General features: G+C 71.2%; 16 protein-coding genes and 1 other RNA gene. 10 read left to right on the top strand and 7 right to left on the bottom strand.

The genetic code is table 11. The features are described 5' to 3' along the window. Both RUR49_RS10780 and RUR49_RS10775 read left to right on the top strand, forming a co-directional pair. Positions 1-450 (top strand): thioredoxin family protein, encoded by a 450-nt coding sequence (locus RUR49_RS10780; RefSeq protein WP_409146406.1) that lies wholly within the window; start codon positions 1-3, stop codon positions 448-450. A 16-nt stretch (positions 451-466) separates the two neighbouring features. Further along, positions 467-1,189: a cytochrome c biogenesis CcdA family protein gene (locus RUR49_RS10775; protein ID WP_409146405.1), complete on the top strand. Its 723-nt coding sequence runs from the start codon at positions 467-469 to the stop codon at positions 1,187-1,189. Here RUR49_RS10775 and RUR49_RS10770 read toward each other — a convergent pair. The 3 genes from RUR49_RS10770 to RUR49_RS10760 all read right to left on the bottom strand — a co-directional run bounded on the left by RUR49_RS10770 (position 1,173) and on the right by RUR49_RS10760 (position 6,429). Next, positions 1,173-2,615, bottom strand: coding sequence for an MATE family efflux transporter (locus RUR49_RS10770; protein ID WP_409146404.1), 1,443 nt, complete (start codon positions 2,613-2,615; stop codon positions 1,173-1,175). The genes RUR49_RS10775 and RUR49_RS10770 overlap by 17 nt on opposite strands. A gap of 430 nt (positions 2,616-3,045) precedes the next feature. Continuing rightward, positions 3,046-4,647, bottom strand: coding sequence for an MFS transporter (locus RUR49_RS10765; protein ID WP_409146403.1), 1,602 nt, complete (start codon positions 4,645-4,647; stop codon positions 3,046-3,048). A 165-nt stretch (positions 4,648-4,812) separates the two neighbouring features. Next, the gene (locus RUR49_RS10760; RefSeq protein WP_409146402.1) at positions 4,813-6,429 is read right to left on the bottom strand and encodes a serine hydrolase; all 1,617 of its coding nucleotides are present in this window, start codon (positions 6,427-6,429) and stop codon (positions 4,813-4,815) included. Positions 6,430-6,742: 313 nt separating this feature from the next. On the opposite strand from RUR49_RS10760, the gene RUR49_RS10755 reads away from it, so the two are divergent. Further along, on the top strand, positions 6,743-8,503 hold the full coding sequence (locus RUR49_RS10755; RefSeq protein ID WP_409146401.1) for a diguanylate cyclase: 1,761 nt from the start codon (positions 6,743-6,745) through the stop codon (positions 8,501-8,503). A gap of 276 nt (positions 8,504-8,779) precedes the next feature. On the opposite strand, the gene RUR49_RS10750 is transcribed toward RUR49_RS10755, so the two are convergent. From RUR49_RS10750 to RUR49_RS10735, 4 genes are all read right to left on the bottom strand, one after another. After that, positions 8,780-9,253 carry a molybdenum cofactor biosynthesis protein MoaE gene (locus RUR49_RS10750; protein WP_409146400.1) on the bottom strand — a complete coding sequence of 158 codons (474 nt, stop codon included), beginning with the start codon at positions 9,251-9,253 and terminating at the stop codon, positions 8,780-8,782. Positions 9,254-9,293: 40 nt separating this feature from the next. Then, a complete protein-coding gene (gene moaD, locus RUR49_RS10745) occupies positions 9,294-9,545 on the bottom strand; it encodes a molybdopterin converting factor subunit 1 (protein WP_409146399.1) in 252 nt (83 codons plus the stop codon). Next, positions 9,542-10,120, bottom strand: coding sequence for a CDP-diacylglycerol--glycerol-3-phosphate 3-phosphatidyltransferase (pgsA, locus tag RUR49_RS10740; RefSeq protein WP_409146398.1), 579 nt, complete (start codon positions 10,118-10,120; stop codon positions 9,542-9,544). The genes moaD and pgsA overlap by 4 nt, the downstream gene beginning before the upstream one ends. A 167-nt stretch (positions 10,121-10,287) precedes the next feature. Next, positions 10,288-11,550, bottom strand: coding sequence for an alpha/beta hydrolase (locus tag RUR49_RS10735; RefSeq protein ID WP_409146397.1), 1,263 nt, complete (start codon positions 11,548-11,550; stop codon positions 10,288-10,290). Between the two features lie 171 nt (positions 11,551-11,721). On the opposite strand from RUR49_RS10735, the gene ssrS reads away from it, so the two are divergent. The 7 genes from ssrS to RUR49_RS10700 all read left to right on the top strand — a co-directional run bounded on the left by ssrS (position 11,722) and on the right by RUR49_RS10700 (position 20,662). Next, positions 11,722-11,880, top strand: a non-coding RNA gene (ssrS, locus tag RUR49_RS10730) — 6S RNA. A gap of 42 nt (positions 11,881-11,922) precedes the next feature. Beyond that, entirely contained in the window at positions 11,923-12,495 is a 573-nt protein-coding gene (locus RUR49_RS10725) for a 5-formyltetrahydrofolate cyclo-ligase (RefSeq protein ID WP_409146396.1), read from the top strand. A 116-nt stretch (positions 12,496-12,611) separates the two neighbouring features. Then, a complete protein-coding gene (locus tag RUR49_RS10720; RefSeq protein ID WP_409146395.1) occupies positions 12,612-13,433 on the top strand; it encodes a TIGR00282 family metallophosphoesterase in 822 nt (273 codons plus the stop codon). A gap of 135 nt (positions 13,434-13,568) precedes the next feature. Further along, entirely contained in the window at positions 13,569-15,248 is a 1,680-nt protein-coding gene (locus tag RUR49_RS10715; protein WP_409146394.1) for a formate--tetrahydrofolate ligase, read from the top strand. 292 nt (positions 15,249-15,540) lie between these two features. Then, positions 15,541-16,542, top strand: a complete 1,002-nt coding sequence (locus RUR49_RS10710) for a calcium-binding protein (RefSeq protein WP_409146393.1) — start codon at positions 15,541-15,543, stop codon at positions 16,540-16,542. Positions 16,543-16,940: 398 nt separating this feature from the next. Further along, complete coding sequence (locus RUR49_RS10705; RefSeq protein ID WP_409146392.1) at positions 16,941-18,953, top strand: hypothetical protein; 2,013 nt, start codon at positions 16,941-16,943, stop codon at positions 18,951-18,953. Continuing rightward, the gene (locus RUR49_RS10700; protein ID WP_409146391.1) at positions 18,953-20,662 is read left to right on the top strand and encodes a type I secretion system permease/ATPase; all 1,710 of its coding nucleotides are present in this window, start codon (positions 18,953-18,955) and stop codon (positions 20,660-20,662) included. Before RUR49_RS10705 ends, RUR49_RS10700 begins: the two co-directional genes overlap by 1 nt. Position 20,663 lies beyond the last annotated feature (1 nt).

Below are 20,663 nucleotides of genomic sequence, written 5' to 3'. Positions count from 1 at the left end.
ATGATCGCAACCGCAGCCACCGCCCTCGACCACCGAGCGCGCCTTGCCACCCGCATTGCCGTCACCGCCGCAGCGCTGCTGCTGGCGCTCGTTGCCACGCTCTTTGCCGCGACGGCCCGCGCCGAAGTCGGCACGCCGTTCACCCCGGCCGCCTTCGAGGCGGCGCAGAAGGCCGGCAAGCCGATCCTGATCGACGTCAACGCCCCATGGTGCCCGGTCTGCAAGGCCCAGGCCCCGACCCTCGCCGCCCTGCCGGCGGTGCCGGAGTTCAAGGGCCTCACCGTTTTCAGCGTCGACTTCGACACCCAGAAGGACGTGCTGCGGTCGCTCGGCGTGCAGAAGCAGAGCACGCTGATCGTCTTCGCCGGCGCCAAGGAGACCGGTCGCACCGTCGGCGACACCGACCCGGCCTCCATCCGCAAGCTCGTCGCCACCGCCTTCGCCGGCTGACGGGAGCCTCGGACCGATGGGCGCCTCCAGCCTCGTCCTCGCCTTCCTGGCCGGCGGCCTGTCGATCCTGTCGCCGTGCGTGCTGCCGATCCTGCCGATCGTGCTCGGCGCGGCGGCGGGCGAGCACCGGCTGGCGCCGGTGGCGCTCGCCGCCGGGCTCGCCTTGTCGTTCACGGTGGTGGGCATGTTCGTCGCCACCATCGGCTTCGCCATCGGGCTCGACGGCGACGTCTTCCGGGGGCTGGCGGCGGTGATCCTGATCGCCCTCGGCGTCGTGCTGATGGTGCCGGCGGCGCAGGCGCGGCTCGCGCTCGCCGCCGCCCCGATCGGCGCCTGGACCGAGACCCGCTTCGGCGGCGTTTCCGGTCAGGGCGTCGGCGGCCAGTTCGGCGTCGGGCTGCTGCTCGGGGCGGTGTGGAGCCCGTGCGTCGGGCCGACGCTCGGCGCCGCCTCGGTCCTCGCCGCGCGCGGCGAGGACCTGTGGTCGGTGGCCGCCGTCATGCTCGCCTTCGGCCTCGGCGCCGGCCTGCCCCTAGCGGTGCTCGGAACCGTCGGGCGCACCTGGCTGCTCAAGGCACGCGGAAAGCTGCTGTCGGCCGGCAGCGTCGGCAAGCTCGTGATCGGCGTGGTGCTGGTGGTCGTAGGCTTGGCCGTGCTCGCCGGGACCGACAAGGCCGTCGAGGCGTGGCTGGTGGAAGCCTCGCCCGACTGGCTGACGCGGCTCACGACTCGGTTCTGAGCTCAGCACTGACTTCTTGCCTCGTCGCCCGCGCGACGAGGCCGAGCCTGTCACGCCGCAGGAAACGGGCGAGGCAGAGGCCGCCGACGACGAACAGGCCGGCGACGAGGCCGATCCAGATGCCGGTCGGGCCATAGAGGCGCCCGAGGCCGGCGGCGGCGACGAAGCCGACCAGCCAGAAGCCGATGAAGCCGAAGATCACCGGCGCGCGGGTGTCGGAGAGGCCGCGCAGGATGCCCTGGCCGACCACCTGCATGCCGTCGGCGACCTGGAACAACGCCGCATAGAACAGGAACGTCACCGCCATCGCGTGGAGCGGCGCCACCGACGGATCGTTCGCCGGATCGGCGACACCGATGAAGGCGGCGATCAGCGGCTCGGGCACGGCGATCATCACGAGCCCCATCGCCGCCATGAAGCCGACGCCGATGACAACCGCGACGAGACCGGCGTCGCCGACGCCGACGCTGTCGCCGCGCCCGGCCGCGAGCCCGACCCGCACGGTCGCCGCCTGCCCGACGCCGAGCGGTACCATGAAGGTGACGGCGGCGATCTGGATGGCGATCTGGTGGGCGGCGAGCGCCGTGGTGCCGTAGGCCCCCATCAGCAGCGTCGCGCCGACGAACAGGCCGAGCTCGAGCAAGAGCGAGGCGCCGATCGGCACACCGACGACGAGCAGCCGCCACAACCGTGGCCCGTCCGGCCGCCACAGCCGGCCGAGGATGGAGAAGCGCTTCAGCCGGCGGTCGATGAGGATGAAGCCGAGCAGCGCCAGGAAACAGGCGACGTTGGAGATCGACGAGGCGACGCCGGCGCCGACGACGCCGAGCCGCGGGAAGCCGAGGTTGCCGAAGATCAGCAGCCAGTTGATCAGGACGTTGAGGAAGAAGGCGGCGACCATGACGACGAGGGCCGAGCGCGGCCGCTCCATCGCCGAGACGAACGAGCGCAGCACGACGAACCAGCCGGCCGGGATCAACCCCGGCACAAGCGCCCGCACATAGGCCGCAGCCTCGGCCGAGACCGCCGGTTCCTGGCCGGCGACGAGGAGGATCGCCTCGGTCTGCCAGAGCGCGAGGCAGCACGGCAGGCCGAGGAGCGTCACCGCCCAAAGCCCCTGCCGCACCGAGCGGCGGGCGTCGCGCAGGAAGTGACTGCGGGCGCCGCGCGCCTGCGAGACGAGCGGCGACACCGCCACCGCCACGCCGATCAGGAACATCAGCGGCACGAAGTTCACGCCGGAGCCGAGCGCCACCGCGGCGAGCGCCTCGGCGCCGAGCCAGCCGACCATCACCACGTCGGTCGTGTTGATGGCGATCTGGGCGAGCTGCGTCGCCGCCAGCGGCAGCGCCAGCATCAGCGTCGCCCGCGCCTCGGTGGCGAGACGGGGCAGACGGCGGGCGAAGGCGGAGGGCGGCGGAGACATCGGACGACCGGTGGTGGCAGGCGCCGTCGCGGAATGGCGGCGGGCGAGCCGACCCTTGAAGCCGATCCGGCGCGCCAGTGCCAATCAAAAGAGCAGATGGATGCGATCCGCCGCGCCGATGGACGGGATGGACCGCGGAAATGGACGGTCACCCCGGGTCTTCGTATCGGTTTGATCCGGTGACCCCGTCCTCGGGGCAAACCCTCCCCCCTCGCGGGGGAGGGTAGGGAGGGGGGGCGGCCGCAAATGAGGCGTCCGAAGGAAGCACGGGTCGCTGCAGCAATGGACCCTTCGCGGCAAGCGGAGAGAGTCTTCCCTCGCCGCTGCCGCGGCGCGGCCCCCCCTCCCGTCGCGCCTTTGGCGCGCCGACCTCCCCCGCGAGGGGGGAGGGTTTCGGTTCGCTCTTTTGGGTGACGTCTAGAACGACCTCTCACGCCACCTTGACGAGATGCGACACCAGTGGCCGGCCGCCGATGTGGAAGGCCTGTACCTCCGCCTGCAGGCGGGCATCCGCCACGGTGCCGCGCTGGTGCTGGCGGAGGTGCTCCTCCCAGGTCGGCGTCTCGAACCACTCGACGATCCACTCCGGTTCGGCGACGTCGACATAGGCGCCCCAGCGCACAGCGCCGTCGCGCCGGCGCACCACCGCGAGCTTCTCCAGAAGGGCGAGGAACTCAGCGTGACGCTCGACCGGCACGCGGTACTCGACCGTCACCAGCGCCCGGCGCCGGCCTGCCGGAAGGCCGGGCGGCAACTCCGGCGGTGGCTCCCAGGCGGGGGCGGCGTCGAGGTGCTGGTCGCCGGCCGGCAGCGGCATCAGCCAGCCGATCAGCGCCGCCACCGTGCCGGCGCCGGCGACGACGAGGAGCGCGATCTGAAGCGACCAGTGCTGGGCGATGACGCCCCACAGGATGCTGCCGCCGGTCATCGCGCCGAAATAGGCGGTGCGGTAGACGGCGAGGCCGCGGGCGCGCACCCAGTCGGGCAGCACGGCCTGGGCGCCGGACATCATCGCCGTCAGCACCGCGACCCAGGCGGCGCCGGCGACCGCGACGGAGGCGAACGCGACCGCGAACACGTCGGTCAGCGCCAGCACGCCGACGCCGGCGGCGTAGACGAGCGAGCCGGCGAGCACCATCGGCTCGGTGCCGAAGCGGCGGCGAACGCGCTGCATCACCATCGCCCCGCACACCGCCCCCGCCCCGAGCGCACCGAGCAGGATGCCGTAGCCGGCCGGCCCGGTGCCGAGCTGGTCCCGCGCGACGGCCGGCAGCAGCGCCCACAGCACGCTCGCAAACGCCAGGAACAGCATCGAGCGCACGATCGTGCGCTGCAGCGGCGGATGGCGGCGCGCATAGCGCAGCCCCGCGCGGATGGCGCTGCCGAAGCGCTCGGGATGCTTGCGCACCGTCGGCTGCCGCGGCCACCAGAACAGCACCGCGAGGCCGAACACATAGGCGGAGACGTCGATCAGATAGGCCGATGCCGCCCCCGCCGTCGCCACCACCGCGCCGGCGATCGCCGGGCCGACGGCGCGCGAGACGTTGATGCCGACGCCGTTCAGCGCGATGGCGAGCCGCAGTTCCGAGCGCGGCACCAGCTCGGAGATCACCGCCTGCCAGACCGGGAAGGTCATCGCCGTGCCGATTCCGGCGCAGAAGGTCAGCGCCAGGAGGAGCGGCGCCGTCATCAGCCCGGCCGCCGTCAGGCCGGAGAAGGCGAGGCCGACGGCCGCGAGCCACAGTTGCACCGCGATCATCATCTTGCGGCGGTCGACGATGTCGCCGATGGCGCCGGCCGGCAGCGACAGCAGGAACACCGGCAGCATCGCCGCCGCCTGCACCAGCGCCACATAGACCGGACCCGGCGCGAGGCCGGTCATCACCCAGCCGGAGGTGGCGTCGCGCACCCACATGCCGATGTTGCCGGCGGTGGCCGCGAGCCAGAGCAGCGCGAAGGCGCGGTGGCGCAGCGGCGCCAGCACCGAGACCTCGGTGCCGCTTGCGTCAGCGCCGCCCGACCGTCCGGCCACCGGCTTCCCTTCCCTGCCCCGTTCCACCGACGGGCGCGGGAGCGGAAAACCCGCCACGGCGCGCCGTCACCGGTGCGCTCTCGGTCGACGCACGGATGCGAGTGTACACGGCCATGGGGCCGTGTACACCTAGACGCTGGGCGCCCGCGGCGGGCGAGCGGGAGGTCAGTCCTCGGTTCTGTCGAACAGGTAGGGCTGCTCGTCGAGGATCAGGCGCAGCGAGTCGAGCCGGCCCTTCGCGTCCATCTGGAACTGCGCGAAGCCGGCCGGCTGCTCGCCGGACGTGGCGACGATCGGCGCGAACCGGCCCTCCGGCAGCAAGCGCACGGTGAAGACGTCGCCGTCGAAGGGCTCGAGCGCCAGCTTGGCGCCGGTCTTCTCCAGCGCCATGACGAGCCGCTCGCCATCGACGGTGATCGCCGCCGGGCCGAATTCCTGGGTGCCGTAAGCGCCGGCGAGATCGGCGAGCGGGCGCGGCGGGCGGGCATCCGCCGGCTTCACGTAGGTCGCCGCCTCGGCGTCGAACTTCGCCTTCGCCGCGGCGGCGGCCTGGGCGAAGTGGTCGAAGTCCGGTTCGCCGAGAATGCGCCGGTAGAACCACATCGCGGACACGTCCGGGAAGCCGCGGTTCTCGCTGTTCGACAGGATGACGATGCCGACGTTCTCCTCAGGAATGAGGCCAACGTGGGCGCCAAAGCCGGACGTGCCGCCATTGTGCCAGACGACCCGCCCCTCGGGCAGTTCCTGGATCACCCAGCCGAGCGCGTAGGACTGCTGGTCGTTGAGCGCCACCTTCGGCGTCCAGGTGTAGCGAAGCCCGGCTTCCGAGACGATCGCCTTGCCCTCGAAGGTGCCGCGGCCGACGAGGGTGCGCACCCACTTCGTCATGTCGTCGACGGAGGAGTTGATGTTGCCGGCCGGGCCCAGAATGTAGGGGAAGGACGGATCGAACGGGATCGCCACCGCCCCGTTGCCGTCGAACCGGTGGCCCTCTGCATGGTTGCCGTCGGCCTCGATCGCCTCGGCGGTGGAGGAGGTGCGCGTCATGCCGAGCGGACCGAGGATGCGCTCCTCGGCCACCTCGAACCAGTCCGCCTTGTCGTCCAGGCGCGCGACGATGCGGCCGGCGATCAGGTGCAGGATGTTCACGTAGCCGAAGGTCGAGCGGAAGCTCGTGATCGGCTCGGCGAAGCGCAGCGAGTAGACGAGGGCGTCGGCGTCGTAGCCGAGGCCGGTCATCACGTCGTTGACGTAGGGCCGCATGCCGGAGCGCTGGGCGAGCATGTCGTAGACCCGGAATTCGCGCGTCACCCACGGGTCGTGCAGGGTGAAGGTCGGGTCGACGGCCAGCACCCGCTGCGCCCAGTCGAGCTTCTTCTCCTCGACGAGGATGGCGAGCGTCGTCGCCAGGAAGGCCTTGGTGGTGGAGCCGATCTGGAAGAGCGTGCCGGTGTCGACCGCCGCCCCGCCCGCGGCGCGGACGCCGAAGCCCTTGGCATAGACGACCTCGTCGCCGACGACGATGCCGACGGACGCGCCGGGGACGGCGAAGTCGGCCATGCCCTTTTCGAGCATCGCCTCGAACTCGGGGAGGAGCGCCTCCACCTTCGCCTTCGCCAAGGTGGCCGCGTCCTGCGCGGTCGTGTCCTGCGCAATGGCGGCGAGCGGCGCCAGCGACAGCCAGGCCGCCGTTGCGGCGCCGAGCGCCAGCTGCAGCGTCCGCAGGCGCGGGCTCGGACCCGCATGGCCGCCGTCGCGCTGGTGTTGCCGATACCCGATCATGAGGTCCTTCCCGTTCTCGCACCGTCGATCGCGCCGGCGCTCGCCCGGCGGCGGCCGGACAGTCTCACGACTTCGCCCGCTCCGTCCACCGGGGGCCGTGCACCGCGGTGCAAGGTTGACGACGGGCGCCGCGTGCCATTGAACACCTGCGGAAAAAAATTTGCCGCCCCCTGCATCCGGAGCGGTGGCGCGCGAGTACCCCGGTCCCGAGTCCTGGGCTCGGGGTGGGTTCCGCTCTCGGGAACCCTCGTTTTCGTGGTGACGGCGAAGGCCGACGCCGCTCCCTCTCACCTCTGCCGCTCAGCCCGATCGCATGCGCACCTGGTCCCTGCAGACACAGCTCGCCGTCATCCTCACGCTGCTGACGCTCGGCGCCATCGCCGCGATCGGCCTCGTCGTCGACCGCGTGTCGACGCGCGAACTGACGCTGTCGATCGGCCGCGAGATGCGCGAGCTCGCCGCCCAGATGCGCGACAAGCTCGACCGCTCGATGTTCGAGCGCTACCGCGACCTGTCGATCGTCGCAGCCCTCGATCCGCTGATCGCTCCGGAGCTGCGCGACAAGAACCGCCGCGCCCACCTCGCCAACCTGCAGCGCACCTACCCCGACTATGCCTGGATCGGCTACACCGACCGCGCCGGCAAGGTGCTCGCCGCCACCGGCGGCCTGCTCGAGGGCGCCGACGTTTCCGAGCGGCCGTGGTTCAAGGGCGCCGTCGCCGGCCCCTTCGTCGGCGATGTCCACAAGGCGGTTCTGCTCGAGAAGCTGCTGTCGAACCCCGACCCCACCGCCCCGCTGCGCTTCGTCGACGTGGCGATGCCGCTGAAGGACGCCGCCGGCACCGTCACCGGCACCGTCGGCGCCCACCTCAGCTGGTCGTGGGCGGCGGAGATCAAGACCTCGCTGCTGGCGGCCGACCACATCGCCGACGGCGTCGAGATCCTGGTGCTGTCGGCCGACGGCGACGTGCTGCTCGGCGACCCACGGCTCGAGGGCCAGCGGCTCTCGCTTGCGAGCGTCGCCGCCGCGCAGCGGGGCGAGACCGGCGTCGCCGAGGAGGTCTGGCCGGACGGTATCGACTATCTCACCGGCTACAGCCGCTCCCGCGGCTTCCGCGACTATCCGGGGCTCGGCTGGATCGTGCTGGCCCGCCAGCCGGTCGAGCTCGCCCTCCGCCCCGTCGAGACGGTCGAGCGCCTGATCCTCGCCGGCGGCCTCGGCACCGCCCTGCTGTTCTGCGTCATGGGGTTGCTGATCGCCCGCCGGGTGGCGTCTCCGCTCGCCCGCCTCGGCGCGGCGGCTGCCGCCATCGGGGCCGACAGCCGGGTGCAGGACGTGCCGCCCGTCGGCGGCTTCGCCGAGGTGCGCGCGCTCGCCGCCGCGCTGCGCGCCATGCTCGCCCGGCTCGGCCAGAAGCAGGTCGAGCTCGAGCAGGCGAACGCCACGCTGGAGACCCGCGTCGAAGAGCGCACCGCCGAGCTGACGCGGTCGAACCAGGCGCTCGCCGAGGAAGTCGCCGAGCGGCGCCGCATCGAGGCCGAGCGCGAGGGCCTCATCGGCCAGCTGAAGCAGATGGCGGAGACCGACTTCCTCACCGGCGTCCTCAACCGCCGCTCGTTCTATGCGACGGCCGAGCGGGAGCTCTCGGCGGCCCGGCGCTATGTCCGCGGGCTCGCCGTGGTGATGCTCGACATCGATCACTTCAAGGCGATCAACGACCGCCACGGCCATCAGGTCGGCGACGAGGTGCTGAAGACGGTGGCGGCGGTCTGCCGGGCCGAATGCCGCGACAGCGACGTGGTGGCGCGCTATGGCGGCGAGGAGTTCGTGCTGCTCCTGCAGGAGGCCCACCCGGGCGACGCCCGCGACGCGGCCGAGCGCATCCGCGCGGCGCTGGCGCGGGCGCCGGTCCGCGTCGGCGATCTGACGATCCCGGTGACGGCGAGCCTCGGCATCGCCACCGCCGGACCCGAGACGGCGGGCGTCGACCAGCTGATCCGTGCGGCGGACGCCGCCCTCTACCGCGCCAAGGCGGCGGGGCGGGACCAGGTCGTGGCGGCGTCGGCGGGCTGAGGCCGCTCGCTGTCGGGGGCGGCGCTCCCTGCATCGCCGAACCCGCGGCCGCCCCCTCCCTGCCCTCCCCCGCGAGGGGGGAGGGTTCGCGTCGAGATTTTGGGGATGTCTGCGCTGACGGCAGCGTTGGTCGTTGTTCTCGTCAGGGACGTGAAACAGCCGTCGTAAACCCTCCCCCCTCGCGGGGGAGGGCAGGGAGGGGGGCCGCGAGCACAGACGCTGCCAACGGCCTCCGTCGATCGCCGGAAAGCCCCTGGGCCGCCCGGCAAGCCGCCCTCAACCAGGCCGCTCCGCCTCCGCCCACCGAGCCGCGGCGCTGTCATCCGCGTCCGTCGCCGACACCCAGCCGCTGATGTTGCCGTCGGCGCCGTGCTCGCGCTTCCAGAACGGCGCCCTGGTCTTTAGGAAATCCATCAGGAACGCCGCGGCGTCGAAGGCCGCCGCACGGTGCGCCGATGCCGTCGCCACCAGCACGATCGGCTCTCCCGGGCGGACGAGGCCGTGGCGGTGGACGACGCGCAGGCCGGTGATCGGCCAGCGCCGCTTCGCCTCCGCGGCGATGCGGCCGATCTCCTCCTCGGCCATGCCGGGATAGTGCTCGAGCTCGAGGGCGGCGAGCCGTCCGCCCTCGTCGCGGCAGTAGCCGACGAAGCTGACGGTCGCCCCGACAGCGCCGTCCACCACCAGCCGAGCGGCCTCGGCGGCGGGGTCGAAGGCGGTGCCGACGATGGAAACCTCCGCCATTCGCATACCTCGGCCAGGGGAGCCCGATCGCTCCGGGGCGGCGGCCTCAGCCGCCGGTCATCGGCGGGAACAGGGCGATCTCGCGCGCCCCGGCGATCGGCGCCGAAGCGGCGACATGAACGCGGTCGACGGCGACGCGGATCGTCTCGGGGCGCTCGAAGGCGTGGGCGTAGTTCTCGCCGCGGCGGGCGAGCCAGGCGACGAGCTCGCCCGCCGTGCCGACCTCGGCCGGCGGCGCGAGGTCTTCCTCGGCGAGGCCGATGCGTTCGCGCACCCAGGCGAAATAGAGCACCCTCACGGCTCGCTCTCCACGAGGTGGCCGATGCCGGCGCGGAAATAGTCCCAGCCGGTGTAGAGGGTCAGGATCGCCGAGATCCACAACAGCCCGAGGCCGATCGTGGAGAGATAGGGGATGACGCGGTCGCCGGCGGGATGGGCGAGCAGCACGCCGACGGCGACGAGCTGCGCCGTCGTCTTGTACTTGGCGAGCTTCGTCACCGGTACGCCGACGCGCAGCTCGGCGAGGTATTCGCGCAGGCCCGAGACCAGCATCTCGCGGCAGAGGATGATGATGGCGGCGATCAGCGACCAGCCTCCGATCGTGCCGGAGCCGGCGAGCAGCAAGAGGCAGGTGGCGACGAGAAGCTTGTCCGCGATCGGGTCGAGCATGCGGCCGAGGGCCGATTGCTGCTGCCAGGCGCGGGCGAGGTAGCCGTCGAAGAAGTCCGTCACGGCGGCGGCGACGAAGATCGCGACCGCGGTCCACCGCGCCTCGTCGCCCGGCACAAAGTGACAGGCCGCCACCGCCGGTACGGCGGCAATGCGCGCGTAGGTGAGGATGTTCGGCAGGCTGAGAGCGGTGCCGCGCGCCACGTCGCGAAGCCTCCGTACGCGAGAAACCGGAGCGCCCGTCAGACCATGCGCGAGGGGGCGGCGTCAACGCCGCAGATCGTCGCCGCTCCCGACGCGATGTCGGGCGGCGCACCTTCGCGCGCCGGCCCTCCGCCATCGCGGGGCCGACGCGCCCGCGGTGGGCGTGTCTACTGGACGGGCGGAGGCGTGGGCGCGGCCGCTACCGGCGGCGGGGTCGCGACGGTCGCCGCGGCGGGGGTCGCCGGGGTCGCCGCGCCAGGCACGTTCGTCCCGGCTGCAAAGCCCGGAGGAGCCGGCGGGGCGCGGTCGAGGCCGACGATCTCGATACCCTCCGGCGCCAGTACCTTGGCGGCGCCGGCCCGGCCGGCGGCACCGGCGACGAGGGCGCGCATCTGCGGCGCGATCTCGGCGAGCTGGGCGAACTTGCCGTGGTTGAGGCCGTCGATCGACTTCACCTTCGTCATGTCGATGACGACGGCCCCGAGCTCGACGAGCTCCTCGTCGTCGGTGTAGGCGCCGACCCGGAGCTTGTCGCCGGCGAGAAAGTCGGAGATGCCGAGCGCCTTGTCGTCGCGCGAGACGATGATGATGAAGGGCTTGGCCGGCTTGCCGAAGCGCTTCAGCTGCGTCTTGAAGACGTCGACGTCGATGTCGGGGGCGGCGAGCACGACGGCCCCGAGCCGCTCGATCGGCGGCAGGTTGCCGGAGATCTTGATCTGGCGCAGCGCCTCCACCGTCACCCAGTTGCCCATCGAGTGGGCGATGATCGACACCTCCTCGGCGTCGCTGGCGAAGGCGAGGCGGATGGTCTCCTCGAGCCCGTCGCGCGCCGCCGTGGCGCTGTTGTTGTCGTAGAGATAGCCCTCGGTCTTGCCGCGCGACGCCCAGGTGAACAGCACCGGCACCATCGGGGCGTGCGAATCGTCCGCGAGCTGCAGGATCCGGTACATCGCCTCGTTGAACTGCGTGTTGTAGCCGTGCACGAAGATCGCGACCTTGCGCTGGCCGGGGGGGCGGAGCGCCAGCTGCGCCTTCAGGTCGGCGAGGAACTCGGCCTCGCTCTCGCGGAACACCGCCTCGCGTACCACCATGTCGGTGGCGGGATTGCCCGGGGCCTGCTTCGGATACTCGATCTGGCCCGGCTGATGGGTCGGCGGCACGGTCATGTCGAAGCGCGCGAACGACAGCCTGCTCTCCCGCTCGCCGTTGTAGAAGACGCCCGGCCGCTTGTCGCGCTGGCGCGTCGAGGCCACCAGGATGACGTGTTCGCGCTCGCCCACCCCGGCCGCCTCGGCGACGGGCATCAAGGCGTCGAGCCCGGGCCGTCCGGCGCAGCCGGCGACCAGCGTGACCAGCACGGCGGCGGCGGCGAGGCGGCCGATGACGGCCCGGCCGCGCGGCGCGGCGAGGCCCGTGAGTGCGTTTCGCATTCCCTGTCCGATGTGCACGCCGGAGCCCCCGCTCTCGCGTATTCCGTTTCAGCGAAGCCGTAGCACCGCTGCCGTCTCGGAGGCGAGGGGGATTTCCCGCGATGGCTAACGGCCGCAAGCCCGGGGCCAGCCTCTGGCGCAGCGCCCCGGAGGCTTCTATATGTCGGGACGGCGACGCTGCGCGGTTCGACGGAGACTCACTATCCCCGGGGCCTTATCGATCCAAACGGGGGCTGTACCTGGCCGGGTCCGTGGACCCGGACACACGGCTCCCACCTACTCCGTAGGTCTCCCGGGATCGATCTCCTCTGACGGCCGAGGCGGCTCGCCACGATTTTCCCGGCTCCCGGCGCCCGCGTGGTCGAGGCAGCCTTGAGCGACGTCGCCTCCCGGAAGGCGGCCCTGCGCACCGAGGCCCTCGCCCGCCGCGCGGCCCTCGACGACCCCGCCCGGACGCAGGCGGCCGAACGGCTCGCCAACAGCATCGATGCCCTGGCGATCGCCCCCGGCGCCGTCGTCTCCGGCTTCGTGCCGGTGCGCGGCGAGATCGACCCGATGCCGCTGCTCGCGGCACTCTCCGCCCGCGGCCACCCATTGGCGCTGCCCGTGGTGATGGGACCGACGGAGCTCGTCTTCCGGCGCTGGCGTCCCGGCGAGGCGCTGCAGGCGGCCGGTTTCGGGCTGTTTCATCCACCCGCCGAGGCCGGCCCGATCGATCCCGACGTGCTGCTGGTGCCGCTCGCCGCCTTCGACCGGCGAGGCCACCGCATCGGCTACGGCCGCGGCTATTACGACCGGGCGCTCGCCCGCCTCGACGCGGCCGGCCCCCGGCGCGCCATCGGCGTCGCCTTCGCCGTGCAGGAGGTGCCGGCGGTGCCGGACGAGCCGCACGACCGCCGCCTCGACGCCCTCCTGACCGACGATGGCCTTCGCCCGACGTCGTGATCGGCGTCGCTCGGGACGCGACAACGGCCGCGCCGTCCGGCTAGACTTTCACGAGACGGGCGCCACCGGGCGTCGCCATGGCCGGGCGTCCCTCGCCCGGAGTCGAAAGGACCGCAATGCGCCTGTTGTTCCTCGGAGACGTCGTCGGCCGTTCCGGCCGGCAGGTCGTGTCCGAGCATCTGCCGCGGCTCGTCGAGGCGGCGGCGATCGACTTCGTCATCGTCAACGGCGAGAACGCCGCCGGCGGCTTCGGCATCACCGAGGAGATCGCCCAGGAGCTCCTCGACGCCGGCGCCGACGCGATCACCACCGGCAACCATGTCTGGGACCAGCGCGAGGCCCTCGTCTTCATCGAGCGCCAGCCGCGGCTGCTGCGCCCGGCGAACTTCCCAAACGGCGCACCGGGGCGAGGGGCGAACGTCTTCACGGCGCGTAACGGCGCCCGCGTACTCGTCGCCAACGTCATGGGGCGCGTCTTCATGGACGCCATGGACGACCCCTTCGCGGCGCTCGACCGCATCCTCGACGGCGCCCCGCTGGGCCTGGCCGTCGACGCCGTGGTCGTCGACGTCCATGCCGAGGCGACCAGCGAGAAGCAGGCGATCGCCTATTTCTGCGACGGGCGGGCGAGCCTCGTCGTCGGCACCCACACCCACGTGCCCACCGCCGACCACCGCGTGCTGCCGGAAGGCACCGCCTTCATGAGCGACGTCGGCATGTGCGGCGACTATGAATCGATCATCGGCATGGAGCGCGACGAGCCGATCTCGCGCTTCCTGCGCAAGATCCCCGGCGCGCGCTTCTCGCCGGCCCTCGGCGAGGCGACGCTGTCTGGCGTCGCGGTCGAGATCGACGACCGCACCGGGCGGGCGACGGCGATCGCCCCCCTGCGCCTCGGCGGCGCGCTGTCGCCGGTCAGCCCGCCCTTCTGGGACTGACGCACCGGCCCGCACGGCCCGGCCAGAATCGCCTGCGATCGTCGCCGTCGGGGGCGATTGACACGGGCGTATCACGACCATCACCATCGCGCCCCGACCGACCCGGCCGTCCGGCCACCGCCCAACGAGAACAACATGAAATCCGATGGCGAGATCGCCCGCGCGGCACAGCTTCGTCCGATCGTCGAGATCGCCGAAAAGCTCGGGGTGCCGGAGGACGCGCTGCACCTCTACGGCCACACCATCGCCAAGCTCGATCTCGGCTATCTCGCCTCGCTGGCCGAGCGACCGATGGGCAAGCTGGTGCTCGTCACGGCGATCAGCCCGACCCCCGCCGGCGAGGGCAAGACGACGACCACCGTCGGCCTCGGCGATGCGCTGAACCGGATCGGCCGGCGCGCCGTCATCTGCCTGCGCGAACCCTCGCTCGGCCCCTGTTTCGGCGTGAAGGGGGGGGCGGCCGGCGGCGGCTATGCCCAGGTCGTGCCGATGGACCGCATCAACCTGCACTTCACCGGCGACTTCCACGCCATCTCCTCCGCCCACAACCTGCTGTCGGCGCTGGTCGACAACCACGTCTACTGGGGCAACGCCCTCGGGCTCGACACCCGCCGCATCAGCTGGCGACGGGTGGTCGACATGAACGATCGGGCGCTGCGCCAGGTCGTCTCCTCGCTCGGCGGCGCCTCGAACGGCTTCCCGCGCGAGGACGGCTTCGACATCACCGTCGCCTCGGAAGTGATGGCGGTGCTCTGCCTGTCGGAGGGCCTCGCCGACCTCGAGGCGCGGCTGTCGCGCATGGTGATCGGCGAGACGCGCGAGCGCCGTCTCGTCGCCGCCGGCGAACTGAAGGGCGCCGGCGCCATGGCCGCACTGCTCCGCGAGGCGGCGATGCCGAACCTCGTGCAGACGCTGGAGGGCTCGCCCGCCCTGGTGCACGGCGGCCCGTTCGCCAACATCGCGCACGGGTGCAACTCGGTGGCGGCGACGCGAGCCGGCCTGCGCCTCGGCGACATCGTCGTGACCGAGGCCGGCTTCGGCGCCGACCTCGGCGCCGAGAAGTTCTTCGACATCAAGTGCCGCAGCGCCGGGCTGGCGCCGGACTGCGCCGTCGTCGTCGCGACCGTGCGGGCGCTGAAGATGCACGGCGGCCTGCCGAAGTCGGCGCTCGACCGCGAGGACGTCGCCGCCGTCGAGGGCGGCTTCGCCAACCTCGCCCGCCATGTCGAGAACGTCGGCAAGTTCGGCGTGCCGGTGGTGGTCGCCCTCAACCGCTTCGCGAGCGACACCGGAGCCGAGCTCGATCGCGTCGTCGCACTTTGCCGTGATCGGCTGGGGGTCACCGCCATCGTCTGCAGCCACTTCGCCGACGGCTCGGCCGGGGCGGAGGCCCTCGCCCGCCGGGTCGCCGAGACCCTCGACGGTCCGGCCACGACGGCCGGATTCCGGCCGCTCTATCCCGACGACCTGCCGCTCGCCGAGAAGCTGCGCACGGTCGCCCGCGAAATCTACCGCGCCGACGACATCGTCGTGCCGGACGCTGTGGCCGACAAGCTCGCGCGCTGGGAGGCCGACGGCTTCGGCCGTCTGCCGGTCTGCGTCGCGAAGACGCAGTATTCGTTCTCGACCGACCCGGGTCGCCGCGGCGCGCCCACTGGTCACGTGGTGCCGGTGCGCGACGTGCGATTGTCCGCCGGGGCCGGGTTCGTGGTGGCGATCTGCGGGGACATCCTGACGATGCCAGGCCTGCCGCGCACGCCCGCCGCCGAACGAATCGGGCTCGATGCACACGGCGAGATTGTCGGTCTGTCCTGACCCCGGGGGCCGGCAGATGCTGCACTGCGGTCGCTCACGAATTCTATCAAGCGGACGTGATCGACCGGCTCTTTGTGCTCTGCAAAACGCCATGCTATGGCAATGTGCGTAGTGAGGCGGTTCCTCGACCCAACCTCACGATCAGTTCAGATGTGTCGGTGTTTTCCGCGTGCTACCTCCCACGCCGGCCACGGCGTGGTGTGTCACGGGGTTGACGTCGGCGGCATTCAAAGTTCATCGCGCTTCCGGGACCGGTGGGGTTCCGACCGCTTGTTGATATGGGGTTATTATTATGGCGACGGTACCGGGCAGCGAAAACGTACAATTCACGAAAGAGCAGAAGCAGATCATCGCTGACTTCCTGCCGGAGAAGAACAAGGACATCAATGTCGTAAAGTTCGATCCTCGTGATCCGCCGGAGTTCGACAAGGATCTCTACAACTACGGCATGTTCACGGTGAACTTCGGCAAGACCTACGAGATGGGGGACAATCTCGCTGGTCTGACGCTGGGCGAGAAGGGCAATGCCAACATCGTTGGCAACGACCTCGACAACCTGGTTCTCGGCAACGAAGGCAACAACACCGTCGACGGCGGCAAGGGCAACGATCTGCTCTTCGGCCTGGACGGCAGCGACAACCTGAGCGGTGGCGGCGGTCGCGATTCGATCTTCGGCGGCGACGGCAGCGACTCGATCGACGGTGGCAACGGCGACGATCTTCTGCGCGGCGAGACCGGCGACGACACCATCAAGGGCGGCGGCGGCGACGACAGCATCTCCGGCGACAGCGGCAAGGATTCGCTCGACGGTGGTAACGGCGACGACACGATCGAGGGCGGCAACGGCAACGACACCATCAAGGGTGGCTCCGGCGACGACTCGCTCAACGGCGGCGACGGCAAGGACAGCATCGAGGGCGGCGCGGATAACGACACGCTCTTCGGCACCGGCGGCAACGACAAGCTGTTCGGCGACGGCGGCAACGACGACTTGTTCGGCGGCAGCCAGAACGACACGCTGAACGGCGGTTCGGGCAAGAACGAGCTCACCGGCGGTGGCGGCAAGGACACCTTCGACATCGACGACACCGGCAAGGGCACGAAGCAGACGATCACTGACTTTGAGCCGAACAAGGACGTCATCGACCTCAAGGACTTCAACACCAAGTTCGGCGACCTCAAGCTGAAGAACGACGGCGACGGCGTTCTCGTGCAGGTCAAGGGCAGCAAGGTGAAGATCCTCATCGAGGGCTTCGACAAGAACGACGTCAAGAAGGACTGGTTCGACTTCTGATCGAACGGGGTCCCGCGCCACGTCGGCGCGACGGCAAGATCGGCGGTCGGGGTATGGCGAGCCATGCCCCGGCCGTCTTCATTTGCGCTGCTGCATTTTCGCTGCTGCATTCGACGTCGAGGATGCGTCCACTTCGAGGATGCGTTCATTCGGGCACGCCCGTGCCGTCCTCCCTCCGGCGCAGCGTCGGCCCCCGTGGATAAGCCGGGGCGGCAGCGTGAAGACGCCCCCCGTCGCGCGCAGGATCGGGCTTCGGGACCAGCGGCCGCGCCGAACGCCGCCGGCGGCTTTCAGCCGGCCGGATCGCAGCGCGGCGGCATCATCGACACTTGGCGGCGAGGCGCCTCCCGGAGGCGCGGCCATGCTGTCACCATGGATTGGTGCGAACCCTGCCCGTCATGAGTGATCCCCTCTTCGGCTCGATGGAATTCGGTGGCGCGGCACCCCTCTTCGGCGGTGACGACGATGCCTTCGCGCCGAACTCCGGACCGTTTGTGGACGGAGCCACCGCCTTTGCGGATATCGATCTCGATCCGGAGATCATTTGCGGCCTGGTGCCCTGGCACGGCGGTGCCTTCGCCCTGCTGGTGCCGGAGATCCCGTCCGGAACGATCACCGTCAGCCGTGGCCGCGTCGCCCTCGCGGTCCTCGCCCAGACCCGGCTCTTGCGCACCGACGGCAGCAAGACGCTGGTCGTCGTCGCCGGGACAACGCCCGCCGCCGGCGGCGAAGCGTTGATCCTCTCGGTGTCCGGCGACGGGGGCACGAGCCACCGTCCGCTTCGCCCGACACCGGCCCCCTTCGACCGGACGCTCGCGACCCTGCTCGGGCAGGCGATGGCCCGCCTCGAGCAGACGGAGACGCGCCGGAACTGGCAGCCGCTGCTGCGCCATCTGGCGACCACCAGCGAGCTCGGCGTGCGCGCCGACCTGTCGCTGCCGGTCGGGCCCGGCCTGGCGCTGGTCCTCGACGGGGACCTCGGGGCGACGGAGGAGCAGCCGCTGGCGTTCGCCCTCGATGGCGGGCAGCTGACGGCGACGAAGGCCCGGCTCGCGCTCGATCCCGAGACGGGCCGGTCGATCATCCTCCTGCCTGTCCAAGGGGCGCGGTACTTCGTCATGCTCGACGACGGGCTGGTCGACGTCTCCTGTCCGCCCGGAGCGACACGCTCGGCCATCGCACGCGCCCCCGCGGCGATGGCGCTGCGCGCCAGCGAGGCGGAAGTACTCCTGGATCTCGTCGCCGAGCTCGGCCTCGAAATCGGGCCGCGCGTGCCGGACTGGCTTCCGATAGCCCACGCCCTCGGCTGGCGCGGGACCGACGGCGGCAGCATCGCCCTCGTCGGCGCCGTCGCGGTCGAGGCCGGCACCGTGCTGTTTCTCGCGAGCGACGACCGGGAGCACGAGCTCGGCACTCTCGTGGTCCGGGACGTGTCCAACGCCGGCGAGCGACTGTTCGACGCCGCGCGGCCGATCGCGGCGTTCCACCCCGACGCCGAGCGTCACCCCGGTCGCCTGCACCTGGTCCTGCTGCTGCCAAGGCGTCTCGGGGCGGGGGCCTTGCACCTGTCGCTCGCCGGCAAGACCGACGGCGGCGGCTGGGTGCGCACGATGGACGCCGGCGCCACGCGCACCGAGGCGATCCTGCGCGCCTGGCTGCCCCCCGAGCCCGCCGACGCGACCTATGTCCGCATCGTCGCAGCCTCCGTCCGCGCCAGCGCGTCGCGCGTCCCGGTCGTGGTCGTCGGCGACGAGATCCCGGACCGTGCCGGAACGGCCGAGACGGTGATCCTCCTGTTCGCATTCGACGCCGACGCGGCAGCGATCGAGCGGACCCTGCAGTCGGTCCCGGTGGCCGTGCGGCGCAGCATTCCGATCGTGATCGTGCTAAGATCATCCGATCCCGACTACGACCGCACCCTGGAGCACCTCGCCACGACCGCCAGCACTCCGGACCTCGCGATCGCTACCCTCGTGCTGGCGGGCCCCTGCGGCCCGGCGGCAGCGCTGTCGCTGGCGGTCACCCGCCTGCAGGCCGCGGCGTTCGTGCTGCTCGACGCGGGAGCGCGCCTGCCGGACGCGTCAGACCGTCATCCAGTTTTCGAGCGCGCCGGGTCCGCCGACGACGACACCCTGCTCCTCGCCTCCGGTGGAGACCCGCCCTCGGGAGCGGTCGTGTCGCGGGAGGTCCTGCAGCGCTCGCTCGGGGCAACCGATCACCGGCTCGCCACCCTGCCGGCCGCCCTCGCCGACATCGCGCGCGTCGCGGCCGAGGGGGGAGGAGACGTCGTCCGCCCGGACGAATTCGCTGTCGAGCCCGACGCACTCCGGCAGGCGACGTTCGACGCCCTGGTGGACCGGGCCCTTGTTACAGATTTGCGGCCAGCCGCCGCGCACCGAGGAACCGCCTGATGGCGATCGTCACCGATTCACGCGAGCTGCGCGAAGTCCTGCGCACCTGCCGCACCAACTTCGTCTTCGCCACGTGGTTCCACACGATCGCCACGGCGCTCGGATTCTCCTACATCCTGTATCTGATCAACGTCTTCGATCGCGCGGTTCCGAGCCGAAGCTACGATACATTGATCGCGTTGTTCATCGGGGTGTTCATCGCCCTGATCTTCAAGGGCCTGTTCAGCTACGTCCGCACCAATCTGCTGATCAAGGCGACGTTGCGCCTCGACAAGGTCCTCGCAGGCCGGACCTTCCGTGCCCTGATGGAGAAGAGCGCGTCGCAGCGCGACGAGACCGGCGCCCAGCCGCTGCGCGATCTCATGATGTTCCGGCAGTTCTTCTGTGGTGGCGGCGCCATTACGGCGATGAGCGTGCCGTGGGTCGGAGTCTTCCTGGGCCTGCTGTATCTGATGTACGTCTGGGTCGGCGTGCTCGCGACGGTGTTCCTGGTCCTCAACGTCATCATGGCGATCGTGCAGATGGCGGTGACGCGCGGCACCATCGAGGCGGCGTCGGCGGCGATGCAGGCGTCGATGCGGGTCGCCGAGGCGAACATCCGCAGCGCCGATGCGGCGGTCGGAATGGGCCTGTTGCCCGGTCTCGTGCAGCGGTGGCTGCGCAGCAACGACGTGGCCGTCTCTGCGGAGGCCCAGGGCGGCATTACCGGAGCCAAGTTCTCGAGCTTCGAGGAGAGCTTCAGTCTCTTCCAGAAGGTCGCCATCATCACCGTGGTGGCGATCGGGACGATGAACGGTCAGCTCAACGTCGGCGTGGCGTTCAGCGCCATCATCATCTTCAACATGATGATGGGCCCGGTCATGCAGGTCGTGCATTCCTGGGAGAGCTATCTCGGAGCGAAAGAGGCCGGTGAGCGGCTCGCCTCCCTCTACGAGCAGTACCCGGCGCCCCCGGTGGCGATGCCGCTGCCACGTCCGAAGGGCGAACTCGCCATCCGCAACGTCAGCTACATGCCGCGGGGCGCCCCGAAGCCGATCCTGCGCGGCATCACCTTCGGGGCCCTCGCGGGCACCTCGCTCGCGATCGTCGGCCCTATCGGCTCCGGCAAGTCGACGCTCGTGCGCCTGATCATGGGCGTGATCCGGCCGTCGGCCGGCGAGATCCGCCTCGACGGCGTCGAGCTGTGGTCGTGGGACCGGGCCGATCTCGGCCGCCACATCGGCTACCTGCCGCAGGACATCGGCCTGCTCACCGGCTCGGTGGCGGAGAACATCGGCCGGTTCGGCACCTTCGGCGAGCGCGAGATCGTCGAGGCGGCAGTGCGCGCCGGCTGCCATGAAATGATCCTGAAGTTCCCGCAAGGCTACGACACGCCGGTGGGTGAAGGCGGCCATCCGCTGTCCGGCGGGCAGCGGCAGCTGATCGGGCTCGCACGGGCGGTGATCGGGCGGCCGGCCTTCGTGGTGCTCGACGAGCCGAACGCCGCCCTCGACGGGCCGGGCGAAGCGGCGCTGGTGAGCTGTCTCGCTGCGCTGAAGGAACTGGAGACGACGGTGGTGATGGTTTCGCATCGGCCGACGCTGGTGCAGCACCTCGACCGGGTCGCGCTGCTGCGCGACGGCGAGCTGCAGATCGTCGTCACCGCGGAAGAGTTCATGAAGCGGTCCGGGCGGCCACTCTCGCTGCGGATGGTGAAGGACGAGGCCTGAG

The sequence above is a fragment of the Pseudoxanthobacter sp. M-2 genome (genome assembly GCF_046156265.1).
GTDB lineage: Bacteria > Pseudomonadota > Alphaproteobacteria > Rhizobiales > Segnochrobactraceae > CAMDHY01.
This window is presented reverse-complemented; position numbering and strand designations above follow the sequence as displayed.